This window comes from Micromonospora sp. NPDC002575, assembly GCF_042889525.1.
GTDB lineage: Bacteria > Actinomycetota > Actinomycetes > Mycobacteriales > Micromonosporaceae > Micromonospora > Micromonospora carbonacea.
The window spans coordinates 1-12,967 of the sequence record NZ_JBIARA010000013.1 but is presented as its reverse complement, the minus strand read 5'-3'; the positions used below and the strand labels follow the sequence as shown (position 1 = coordinate 12,967).

General features: G+C 73.1%; 4 protein-coding genes. All 4 read left to right on the top strand.

Annotated elements, in window-relative coordinates; genetic code table 11:
• Positions 1–9 precede the first annotated feature (9 nt).
• The gene (locus ACFYWL_RS19805) at positions 10–777 is read left to right on the top strand and encodes a GntR family transcriptional regulator (RefSeq protein ID WP_386974680.1); all 768 of its coding nucleotides are present in this window, start codon (positions 10–12) and stop codon (positions 775–777) included.
• Between the two features lie 1,477 nt (positions 778–2,254).
• Complete coding sequence (locus tag ACFYWL_RS19800; protein WP_386974678.1) at positions 2,255–3,490, top strand: NAD(P)/FAD-dependent oxidoreductase; 1,236 nt, start codon at positions 2,255–2,257, stop codon at positions 3,488–3,490.
• 98 nt (positions 3,491–3,588) lie between these two features.
• Positions 3,589–4,749: an SRPBCC family protein gene (locus ACFYWL_RS19795; RefSeq protein WP_386974676.1), complete on the top strand. Its 1,161-nt coding sequence runs from the start codon at positions 3,589–3,591 to the stop codon at positions 4,747–4,749.
• Positions 4,746–12,967: amino acid adenylation domain-containing protein (locus tag ACFYWL_RS19790; protein ID WP_386974674.1), on the top strand; the 8,222-nt coding region annotated here is incomplete at its 3' end. The genes ACFYWL_RS19795 and ACFYWL_RS19790, both read left to right, overlap by 4 nt.

Genomic DNA, 12,967 nt, shown 5'->3' with positions numbered 1-12,967 from the left:
GAAGGCACCATGTCGGACCAGCCCAGCCCGCACGAGGCGACCGAGCGGCTCGACCGCGACGCTCCGGCACCCCTGCACGCCCAGGTGTCGGAGCAGATCCGGGCCCGGATCCTGGCGGGCGAGTGGCCACCGCACTACCGGCTGCGCAGCGAGCCCGAGCTCGCCGCCGACCTGGGCATCTCGCGGGGCACCCTGCGCCGGGCCCTGTCCACGCTGATCCGCGACGGCCTGCTCGTGCAGGTCCGGGGGAGGGGCACGTTCGTTACCTCCACCGCCATCGAGCCGTCCATCGCGCAGAAGCTCACCACGCTGTCCGAGGACTTCGCCCGGCAGGGCGTCTCCTACACCACCCAGGTGGTGACCCAGCGGGTGATGGCGGCCCCGCCGCCGCTGGCCACGCTGCTCGACCTGAACCCGGGGCAGTCGGTGTTGCGGCTGGAGCGGCTGCGCTGCGCCGCCAGCGGGCCGGTGGCCTGGCTGGTCAACTACGTCCGCACCGACCTGGCCCCCGGCCTGGAGCGGGCGGACCTGGCCGACCGGTCCCTGTTCGGCCTGCTGGAGAAGGACTACGGGCTGAAGATCACCACCGGCCGGCGGACGTTCACCGCGACCGCGGCCACCGGGCGGATCGCCGAGGCGCTCGGCGTCCCGGAGCACTTTCCCCTGCTCTACCTGGAGCAGATCACCTACCTCGACGACGGCCGCGCGATCGAGTATTCCGACGTGTGGATCCACAGCGAACGGATGCGGGTCACCTCCCTGCTCAGCCGCCGCTGATCGTGAGCACACCGGGTCGGTCCGATTAGGGGCACCCCGCGCGGTGTCCGACAGGTGGAACGCGGTGCCGATCTCATTGGTATATCTCGATGTGTTACCGGCGCATTGCAATCCTGTGTGTGAGCTGTGGAACGCGGCCGGCCGCCCCCACAGTGGCGGGCCGCCCGAGGTCGGTGAAGGGGCGGGCCGGCGATCCGCGTCGGATGCCGGGAAGTCGCCTCGTGGAATTGTCGTCCGTGGGATTTGCAAGGCGCATGGAGGGGCCGGGGGTGGGCCCCACGCCTCCGGCCCCGGGTGGCGGTTGCCCGCCCGGCGACCGGGCGATGTCACCCGGGGGTGACGCCAGGTCGGGGCGGTCGAGGTGGCGGTGCGCCGGGGAGCCCGGGCCGCGCCCGGCGTCGTCCGGCTGCGCGACGGATCCGTCCGGGGCGCGCCGTCGCCGTCCGGCCGGAACGGGCGTGACGTTTCCCCGTTCCCGTCGGCGCTCATGGGCGCGCGGGTCCGTCCACCATTGGTCGAATGGCAATCGGGGGACCGCGGGGAACAAGCGGGTCTAACGTTTTCCGGCGTCCGCGTCCGTGCCCGCCGAACGGGCGGGTCCGCCGTCGGGGCGAATGCCGCCCTCCGGCGTTTTTCCGCCGCCGTGGCAGAGCCAATCAGCCGGACGGGCATTCGGGCGCGCGAAAGTGCGAATCTCGTCCGTCGAATCTGCTTCGCCTTCTTCTCTCCAGTCTTCGAAACGCTTCCCGTTGCGATTACGGATGCCGTCCGGCTGCCCGCCGGCTCGACGGAGCGCCGGGGTGACCGCCGTGCGGAGCGCGCACGGGCCCGGTCCGGCGGAGGCCGAGCCCGCCGCCCATCGTTGTCCAGTGAAAACTGTTCGTTGGGGCAACCGTCAGATCGTGCAGAAATTGCCACAGGCAACCGAGGCGAGTCTGGGTGGCCGGCGGGTGTCGTGCCGGTGAACCGTCTTCCACCAACCGGGGTTGGCGCCCTGTCGTCCCAGGTCAGCCGGGGTGATGACCGGAATGTAGCGTTCCGCGCGAACGGCAGGGCTGGCACCCTTCTTGGCTCGTTCGCCGCCTTATGTGGATCATCCGCCCTGCCTGCGGGCTTCGCCGGCAAGGCCCATTAACGCCGGGATCTGGCGCGACGCCGCCTGGTTCAGCGCCACCATTCGCGTCGCCGTTACGTATTACTGAAAGTGATTGTCCCTGGTCAGGCGCATTCTCAGCTTGCTTTCAGGAAACTTTGCGGATGTGATGCGCGTCACATTCGGGATGGGTATTTGTCGGGGTTCATGGTCAGCATGCAGGGGCTTGGCGCGCATTCGGCCCTACCGATAGGTGCCTGCGGCAACCGGACGCGATGTCTATCCATTGACCGGCAGGAACGCCGTACGTAGCCTCTTGGCCATCCCACACCCGCATTGGACGGTTGCTTTATCTCGGGCTGACGACTGATCGGAGCAAGCCCCATGTTCGATGTAATCGTTGTCGGTGCACGCTGCGCTGGTTCGCCGGTCGCAATGCTATTGGCCAGGCGTGGCCACCGGGTCCTGATGGTCGACCGCTCCTCCTTTCCGAGCGACGCGGTGTCGACCCACTACATCCACCAGTCCGGGCTCGCCCGCCTCCAGGCATGGGGTCTGCTCGACGAGGTGATCGACGCGAAGACGCCGGCCATCCGCAAGATGAACTACGCCAACCACGGCATCCCCCTGGTGGGCTTCGCCGATCCCATCGACGGGATCGACGCGGTCTACTGCCCACGGCGCATCGTGCTCGACGAGATCCTGGTCAACGCCGCCCGCCGCGCCGGCGTCGAGGTCCTGGAGCAGTTCACCGTGTCCGACCTGGTCTTCGCCGAGGGCCGCGTGGTCGGCATCCGCGGGCGCGAGGGCGACGGGCCGGACCGGGAGTTCCGGGCCAGCGTCGTCGTGGGCGCGGACGGCTTCCACTCCACCGTGGCCAGGAAGGTCGGCGCGGAGCTGTACAACGTGCGGCCCGCCGCCGGCTTCACCTACTACTCCTACTACAGCGGGCTCGACTGGGGCCTGCACCACAAGACGGGCTTCCACGAGCAGTGGTACGGCACCTGGCCGACCAACGACGACCTCAACATGGTGGCCGTCATCTGCACCCGGCGGCAGCTCAAGGAGTTCCGCCAGGACCCCGAGGCCCGCTTCCTGGCGGTCCTCGACGACGTCGAGCCGGAGATGGCCCAGCAGCTGCGCGACCAGGGCCGGCGCGAGGAGCCGCTGCGGCCGATGCGCTACCCGGACAACTACTACCGCCAGTCGCACGGGCCGGGCTGGGCGCTCGTCGGCGACGCCGGATACCACAAGGACCCGATCACCGGCTGGGGCATGACCGACGCCTTCCTGCACGGCGAGCTCCTCGCCGACCGCATCCACGAGGGACTGTCGGGGGCACGCACCATGGACGACGCCCTCGCCGACTACGTCAAGGTGCGCGACGAGGAGACCGCCCCCGTCTACGACTACACCACCAGCGTCGCCGAACTCACCCTGACCCCCTACCTGGAGACGGTGCTCGGCGCGATCAGCACCAGCCAGGAGTGGACCACCAAGATGCTCGGCATCATCGCCGGCGGGGTGGAGGGCCACGAGATCTTCGCGCCGGACAACCTGGACCGGCTCTACGACGACGCCGGCGTGCCTCAGCACAAGCGCATCTACGAACCGTCCTGACCTGAGTGGGGCCGCGCCGGGCGAGCGCGGCACGACGGGGGAGGGCCGCGGCCCTCCGCCCCTCGTTCGGTGCACTTCATCCTCAAGGAGTCAAGCAGATGACGCGCGCGTCCAGCATGTTCGACCTCATCGGCCAACAGGACGACCAGCGGGCCTACTACGACACCGGCGGGCGTGGCCGGTCCCACGCGTTCTACACCGGCGAGGAGCAGTACCGCCGGGAGATGGAACGCATCTACGGCCGCCGGTGGTTGCCGGTGGACCACGTCTCCCGGTTCCCCGAGAAGGGCTCCTACGTCACCCTGACCATCGGCACCGGCTCGGTGCTGATCATCAACGGCGACAACGGCATCCAGGCGTACCACAACTACTGCCGCCACCGCGGCTACCGCCTCGTGGAGGAGGCCGCCGGCAAGCGGCAGAGCCTCGTCTGCATCTACCACTGCTGGGTCTACGACCGCAACGGCAAGCTGAAGAGCCTGAACGGCACCTACTTCGACCACTTCTTCGACAAGGAGAAGAACGGCCTGCTGCCGGTGCGCACCGAGGTCCGGTACGGCGTCGTCTTCATCACCTTCTCCGACGACGCCCCCGACCTCGACGCCTCCCTCGGCGAGTTCGGCGAGTTCGCCCGGGTCTACGAGCTGGCCGACCTCAAGTGCGTGCAGGCCAAGGACTACCCGGTCGCCTCCAACTGGAAGCTCGTGGCGCACAACGTCAACGAGAGCCTGCACTTCCCGACGGCCCACAAGGACCTGCACCGCATCACCGACTTCGACGACGCGGGCACCTACGAGCTCAAGGGCGACATCGTCGGCGCCTGGCAGGTCATCCGGGACAGCTACAACTCGGTCTCCATGACCGGGCGCAGCCAGCGCTCGCCCATGCCGCTGGTCCCCGAGGCCGACCTCAAGAAGATCAACTGGATCACCATCCTGCCGAACCTGCTCTTCGGCTTCACCGCCGACTACGTGATGATGCAGTGGGTCTGGCCCGAGAGCCCCAGCACCTGCATCGTCCGGCACTTCTGGCTGTTCCACCCCTCGGAGACGGCCAAGAGCGACTTCTCGCACGAGGCCGTCTTCGCCCTCTGGGACAAGGCCAACTACGAGGACTGGGAGCTGTGCGAGCGCACCCACCGCGGCCTGTCCAACCCGCTGTGGTCGCCCGGCCAGCTCTCCCTCGACGAGGAGGTCGTCTCCCAGATCGACGCCTGGGTGGCCCGGGAAACCGCCGACTCCGTCGAGAGCGAGGGATGACCGCCGTGGTCAACTGCTTCGTCATCGGCGGCACCCGGGTCCTCGCCCGCTGCGCCGACCAACTCGTCGCGGCCGGCGTACGCGTCGAGGGCGTCTTCACCGACGACCCGGCCGCCGCCGCCTGGGCGGCCGAGCACGGCGTGCCCGTGCTCGACCCGCGCGCCGACCTCGTCGCCGCCCTCACCGACACGCCCGTCGACTACCTGTTCAGCATCGTCAACTTCCGCATCCTGCCCGCCGCCGTGCTGGAGCTGCCCCGGGTGGCCGCCGTCAACTTCCACGACGGCCCGTTGCCCCGCTACGGCGGCAGCAACGTCGCCGCCTGGGCGCTCTACGAGGGCGCGTCCCGGCACGCCGCGACCTGGCACCGGATGACCGAACGCGTCGACGCGGGCGCCGTCCTGCTCGAACGGTGGTTCCCGATCCGGACCCACTCCACCGCGCTGTCGCTGACCTACGAGACGGCCGAGGTCGGCATCGCCCTCTTCGCCGACCTCGTCCCGCACGTCGCGGCGGGGACGCTGCCCGAGCCCGTCGACACCACCGGCAGGGAGCGTCGCTTCTACCTCCAGTCCGACCGCGTCGCCGCCGGCGGCCTCATCCACGCCGGCACCACGGCCGCCGAGGCCGAACGCATCTCCAAGGCCCTCGACTACGGCACCTTCCCCAACCCGCTCGGCGTGCCGACCCTCGTCACCGCCCAGGGCGCGGTCTTCACCCGCCAGGTCCGCCGCATCCCCCGCGAGGACCCACTGCCCGAGACCGTGGCCACGGCCGTCACCGACTCGGCCCTGACGCTGTCCGCCCCCGACGCCGACCTGCTGCTGAGCGACTTCGTGGCCGTCGACGGCAGCGCGCTGTCCGCGCGGGCCGCCGCCCAGCGCCTCGGCATCGCCCCGGGCCGGCCGTTGCCCGCCGCGCCGCCCGAGCGGCTCGCCGCGATCGCCGGGGCGCAGACCCCGCTGCGCCGGCACGAGCCCTGGTGGAAGGCGCGCCTGGCCGACCTGCGTCCGGCGCCGCTGCCCGCCGCCGACTTCTCCGCCGCCGCCGCGCACTACGGCCGCTACCAGCTGGCCTACCTGCCCCGGACCCGGGCCGAGACCGTCAGCGTCGTCCGCGCGTTCCTCGCCGTGCTCGCCGAGCGCATGGAGGCCCCCACCTTCGACTTCGCCTGGTCGCCGTCGTCGGCCCGCGCGCTGGCCGAGGCGACCTGCGGGCTCGCCGCCGCGCGCGTGCCGGTCCGGTTCGACGCCGCCGACGCCGAGACCCTGGCCGACCGGCTCGACGAGGCCGCCGCCCGCCACGGGTACGCCACCGACCTGGAGGTCCGCCTCGGGCTGGCGTACCGTCCGCCCGGCTCGGACGGGCCGACCTTCACCCGCGTCATGGTGCTGGAGCGCGACCCCGACGAGGAGGCCGCCACCGACCCGGACACCGAGATCGCCCTGCTCTGCCTGCACGACGGGCCGCCGATCGTGTTCGTCCGCGAGACCGCGATGACCGCCGACGACGCCCTCGACTTCGCCGAGCGGGTGGAGGACATCGCCCTCGGCGCGATGCTCCCCGGCGCGGCCAGCTCGGCCGCACCGCCCGCCGCCGACGCGTCGGCCGCACCGGTGCAGCCCGCCGCCGAACCGGCCCCCGCGCCGGCCGCCGCCGGGCCCGCGGACAGCGCCGTGACCGACGGAGCCGTGACCGACGCCGCGCCGGCCGCGCAGCCGGCGTCGTCCGGTCCCACCGTGCTCGACCTGGTCGCGACCACCGTGGCCGCCCGGCCGCACGCCGTCGCCGTGCGCAGCGGCGACCGGACCATCGACTACGCCACCCTGGACGCCTGGGCCGACGCCGTCGCCGCCCACCTGTACGACCAGGGCGTCGAGGCCGGCAGCGTCGTCGGCCTGCTCACCGAGCGCGGCCCCGACCTCGTCCCCGCGATGCTGGGCATCCTGCGCGCCGGCGCCGCGTTCCTGCCGCTGGACCCCAACTACCCGGTGGAGCGGCTGCGCCGCTACGTGGAGGTCGCCCGCTGCGACCTGATCCTCGCCGACGCGCCCAGCCGCGCCTTCGGCGAGACCGTCGGCACCGTCCTGCCGATCCCCGGCCCGGACGCCTCCGCGCTGGCCGTGCCGCCCACCGTCACCGGGGATGACCTCGCCTACGTGCTGTTCACCAGCGGCTCCACCGGCGAGCCGAAGGGCGTGGAGATCGGCCACGCCGCGCTGGCGAACTTCCTCACCGGCATCGGCGGGCGACTCGGCTCCTCCGCCGCCGACGTGATGCTCGCGCACACCACCGTCGCCTTCGACATCTCCCTGCTGGAGCTGCTGCTGCCGCTGACCGTCGGCGGCACCGTCGCGCTCGCGTCCCGGGCCGTGGCCCGCGACCCGCACCGCCTTGCCGACCTCATCGGCGAGGTCACCGTCGCGCAGGCCACCCCCAGCATGTGGCGGCTGCTGCTGGAGACCGGCTGGGCCCCCGGCCCGGGGCTCACCGTCCTGTCCGGCGGCGAGGCCCTCGCGCCGGCCGTCGCCGAGCGGCTGCACGCCACCTCCCGCGCCCTGTGGAACCTGTACGGCCCCACCGAGGCGACGATCTGGGCATCCGCCCACCGGGTCGACTCCGTCGGCTCGTACCTGCCGCTCGGCGAGCCGCTGCCCAACCTCGACCTGCACGTCCTCGACGCCGAGCTGAACCCGGTCGCCCCCGGCGGCACGGGCGAACTCCACCTCTCGGGCGTCGGCCTGGCCCGGGGCTACGCCAACCGCCCCGACCGCACCGCCGAGGTCTTCCTCACCCACCCGGCCACCGGCCTGCGCCTCTACCGCACCGGCGACACCGTGCGGCTGCACACCGACGGCGCGATCGAGTGGCTGGGCCGCGCCGACTCGCAGGTGAAGGTCCGGGGCAACCGGATCGAGCCGGCCGAGATCGAACGCGTCCTCGGCGGCTACGACGGCGTCACCGCCGCCGCCGTGATCGCCGTTCCGTTCGAGGGGCGGGGCGAGCCGCGGCTCACCGCGTACCTGGTCGCCGACCACACCCTCGTCAAGGCCGACCTGGACGAGTTCGTCGGGCAGCGCCTGCCGGAGTACATGGTGCCCGACGCCTACGTGCGCCTCGACGCCATGCCGTTGACCGACAACGGCAAGATCGCCCGGTCGCGGCTGCCCGAGCCGTCCCGGGACACGATCATCCGTACCGGCGTGCCCTCCGTCGCCGCCGTCGAGCAGCCGACGGCCGAGTCGACCGAGCCGCCGGCCCACCGCATCGCCCGGATCTTCGCCGCGGTCCTCGGCCACGACGTCTTCCTGGCCACGGACAACTTCTTCGACCTCGGCGGCGACTCGGCCAACGTCACGATCGCGGCGGCGGCCCTCACCGAGGAGTTCGGCGTCGAGGTGACCCCGCCGGCCATCTTCGCCACCGGCACCCCGCAGCGGCTCGCCGAGCTGGTCCAGCCCGGCGTCGCCCCGGCCGACCGGCCCCGCACGGGCACCGGCACGGTGCGCAGCGGCGCCGGCAAGACCCCCGAGCAGGCCGTCGTCGCCGCCGCGGAGGCGGTCGTCGCCGCCGAGGCGGGGACCGCGACCGACGCGGCGCAGCAGCCGGCGAGCACGGCCGCCACCCCGACCGCCGACCGTCCGGAGCCGACCCGCCCCCGGACGCCGGCCGCGCCCCCGGCCGCCCCGGCCGACGGCGGCACCCGCGCCGACCAGGGCGGCACCCGCGCCGACCACGGCGCGGTCCGCGCCGGCCACGCAGACGGCACGGCCGGACCCGCCGCCGCCCCCGCCGACCACGGCGACGCCCTCGCCGTCATCGGCATGGCCTGCCGCTTCCCCGGCGCGGCCACCCCCGACGAGTTCTGGGCCAACCTCGCCGGCGGCGTCACCAGCGTCGGCGACGCGCCGCCCGGTCACCGGGGCTGGGCGCACCTGTGGACCGAGGCCGACGAGGTGCCGACCGGCTGGGTCGACCGCGTCGAGTACTTCGACGCCGCCCGCTTCCACCTCACCGACCGGGAAGCCCGGCGGCTGGACCCGCTACAGCGCATCCTGCTCAGCGTCACCGACGAGGCGCTGGAGAGCTGCGGCCACGACGCCGCCTCCATCGGCACCGCCACCGGCGTCTTCGTCGGCACCATCGCCAGCGACTTCCCCGAGCTGGTGGCCGGCAGCATCGGCCACGGCGACCCGCACGTGGCCACCGGCACCGCCGTGTCCATGGTCGCCAACCGGCTGTCGCACGCCTTCAACTGGACCGGGCCGAGCTTCGCCGTCGACACGGCCTGCTCCTCGTCGCTGGTCGCCCTGCACCAGGCTGCCATGTACCTGCGTACCGGCGAGATCGACGCCGCCGTCGTCGGCGCGGCCAACCTGGTGCTCACCCCGACCAAGACCCGGTCCTTTCTGCGCAACGGCATGCTCTCCCCGAACGGCGTCTGCCGCACCTTCGACGACGACGCCGACGGCTACGTCCGCGGCGAGGGCGCGGGGGTGCTCGTCCTCAAGCGGCTCGCCGACGCCCAGCGCGACGGCGACCCGATCCTCGCCGTCGTGCGGGGCGCCGCGGTGAACCACACCGGCGCCGCCGGGTTCCTCACCGCGCCGAGCAGCACCGCCCAGGAGGCGGTCATCCGCACCGCGATGCGCCGCGCCGGCGTCGACGCCGACGGCGTCGGCTACGTCGAGGCGCACGGCACCGGGACCCAGCTCGGCGACCTCATCGAGCTGGAGGCGCTGCGCGCCGCCCTCGGCGGGTCCGGCCGGGCCACCGTGGCGATCGGGTCGGTGAAGACGAACATCGGCCACCTCGAACCGGCGGCCGGCATCGCCGGGCTGATCAAGACGATCCTGGCGTTGCAGGCCGAACGCATCCCGCCCTCGGCCAACCTCACCTTCCCCAACCGCGGGTTCCGCTTCGAGGACTCCCCGCTGTTCGTCCCCGACCGGCTCGTGCCCTGGACGGGGCCCCGGGTCGCCGGGGTCAGCAGCTTCGGCTTCGGCGGCGTGAACGCCCACGCCGTGCTCGCGGCGGCGCCGCAACCCGCCCCGGCCCCCGTCGACGCCGGCCCCGGCCTGCTCACCCTGTCGGCGGACTCCGCCGAGGGGCTGCGGACCCTCGCCGGCCGGCTGGTCCTGCTGCTGCGCTCGCCGTACTGCCCGCCGCTGGCCTGGCTCTGCGTGGCCAGCCGGCAGCGCCCCGCGGCGACCCACCGGCTCGCCTGCGTCGTCGACACCGTCGAGCAGCTCGACGACAAGCTCATGCTGTTCCTCGCCCGCGCCGAGGGCACCCGCAACCTCCACGTCGGCGTCGTCGACCCGGCGGCGGCGGGCGGCACCATCGCGCCGTTGGACGCCGACCGCGACGCCCTCGACGCGGCGGCCCGCCGCTTCGTCGCCGGCGACACCCTCCCGGCCACCGAACGGGCCCCCGTGCGCTTCCCCACCGCGCCGCACGAGGAGAAGCACCTCTGGCTGGAACCAGCCCCCGCGCAGCTCACGGCGGGCCCGACGGCACCGTCGCGCCCGCACGGCTGGACGTGGGGCGAGCATCCCGAGGCGTTCGAACACGTCGTCCTGGGCAACCCCACGCTGCCCGGCTCCGGCTATCCCGGCAAGGTCGCCGAGGTCGTCGGCCGCGCCGCGTACGCCCTGCGGGACCTCACCTTCCGGGCGACCGTGCAGCCCCCGGCGACGCTCACCGCCGAGCGCACCGGCGACCGGATCACCTTCCGCGACGGCGCCTCCGGCGTCGTCTGCGACCTGGAGCTGACCGAACCGACGCCCGCCGATCCGGCGCTCACGCCCCCGGCGAGCGCGGTCGGCTTCACCCCGGTCGGCCTCGACGAGATGTACCGCGACTTCGACCGCAACGGCCTGCGCTACGGCGCTGGCTTCCGCTGCGTACGCTCGCTGTCCACCGCGTACGGCCAGGCGGTCGGCACGCTGCGCGCCGAGGGCGACCCCGCCGGAGCGGTGGACGCCCGGCTGCTCGACGGCGCCTTCCAGGTGGCCCTCGCCGCCTGCGGGGCCCAGGGCCTGTACGTGCCGTTCACCATCGCGCGGCTGACCGTGCACGCCCCGCTCCCCGCGGCCGTGCGCGTCTACGCCCGACGCGACCGCGGCAGCGCGCCCGACGCGGGGCTGCTCACCGCGAGCCTGGTCGTGCTCGACGGCGACCGGCCCGTGCTGACCGCCGAGGGCATCACCTGGCGGCGGATCTCCCCGGCCCCGCCACCGGGCCAGCCCGGCTCGGCCGGCGCGCAGGACCGGGCCCGGCACGACGGCGCCGCCACCGGGACGACCGCCGCCGGCAACGGCCGCGCCCCGGCCGCGCCCGCGCAACCCGCCGTGCCGACCGGCCAGTACCGCGCCAACGGCTCCACCGCCTCCGGCGCCCTCGGGCCGGCCCTGGCCAGGTGGATCGCCGAAGGGCTGGAGACCGACGTCGAGTCCCTCGAACTCGACCGCCCGCTGGAGGCCCAGGGCCTCGACTCGATGCTCGCCGTCTCCCTGGCCCAGGACATCCGCGCCCGGCTCGGCGTCGACATCCCGGTGACGCTGCTGCTCGAGGTGGGGACGGTGGAGAACCTCGTCGCCGAGCTGCGCGACACGTACGGGGTCACCACCGTGCCCGGCGGCGAGGCCACCCCCGTGGCCGCGGCGCCCCCGGCAGCCCCGGTCGACGCCCCGGTCGTCGAATCACCGGCACCCGCGCCTATCCCGGCGGCCGCGCCGACCCCTCCGGTCGCGGCTGCGCCCTCCGTCGCCGCGGCCCCCGTCGCACCGGTGGCCGCGGCGACGGAGGGGACGGCGGACCGGCACGACATGGCGATCGTCGGCTTCGACGGGGTCTTCCCGAACGCCGGCAACCCGGACGAGTTGTGGGAGGTCCTCTCCAGGGGCGAGGACTGCCTGCGCGAGGTGCCCAAGTCCCGCTGGGACATCGACGACTACTACTCCGAGGACGCCGAGCCCGGCACCGTCTACCTGCGCCGCGCGGGCTTCGTCGACGAGCTGACCGGCTTCGACGCGGCGTTCTTCCGGATCTCGCCCGCCGAGGCGCAGTGGATCGACCCCCAGCAGCGCCACCTCATCCAGTCCGCCTGGCGGGCCCTTGAGGACGCCGGGCTCTCCGGCCGTGCCTCCGAGCGGCCGACGGGCGTCTTCGTCGGCGCCAGCTACCAGCACTACCGCGACATGGTCGTCGGCGACGTCGTGCAGACCGCCGCCGGCCTCGGCAACCACAACGCGATCCTCGCGAACCGGGTGAGTTACTTTCTGGATCTGTCGGGTCCGAGCATGACGATCGACACGTTGTGTTCGTCGTCGTTGGTGGCGTTGCACACGGCGGTGCGCAGCATCCGCAGCGGCGAGTGCGACCAGGCCATCGTCGCCGGCGTGCACCTGGCCATGTCCCCCCAGTACTTCCAGCTCGGCTCCCGCCTGCGGTCGTTCTCCCCGACGGGTGCGTCGCGGGCGTTCGACGCGTCGGCGGACGGGTTCGTGCCGGGTGAGGGTGTGGTCACGGTGGTGATCAAGCCCTTGGCGGACGCGGTGCGCGACGGGGACCGGGTGCGGGGGGTGATCCGGGGAACGGCGGTGAACCACGGTGGCCGCACGAGCGGGTTGACGGTGCCGAGCAGCGCCGCCCAGCGGGAGGTGATCGTGGCGGCGTTGCGGGATGCGGGGGTCGGTCCGGACGGGATCGGTCTGGTGGAGGCGCATGGGACGGGCACGTCGTTGGGTGATCCGATCGAGGTGGAGGGTTTGACGCGGGCGTGGCGGGAGTTCACGTCGCGGACGCAGTTCTGCGCGATCGGTTCGGTGAAGTCGAACATCGGTCATCTGGAGCCGGCGGCTGGTTTGGCCGGTGTGGTGAAGGTGCTGTTGGCGTTTGAGCGGGAGCAGATCCCGCCGACGCTGCACGTGCAGCGGCCGAACGACCATATCCGGTTTGAGGAGTCGCCGTTCTTTGTGGCGGATCAGGCTGTTTCGTGGCCGCGGAGGGTGGGTGTGCCGCGGCGGGGTGCGGTGTCGGCGTTCGGGATGGGTGGGGTGAATGCCCACGTGATCCTGGAGGAGCCGCCGGCTGTTGTGGGGTCGCGTGAGCAAGTGGTTCAGGAGTCGTTTGTGGTGAAGGTGTCGGCGTCGAGTGAGGAGGGTGTGCGGCGGTTGGCGGGGGCGTATGTGCGGGCGTTGTCGTCGGGGCGGGG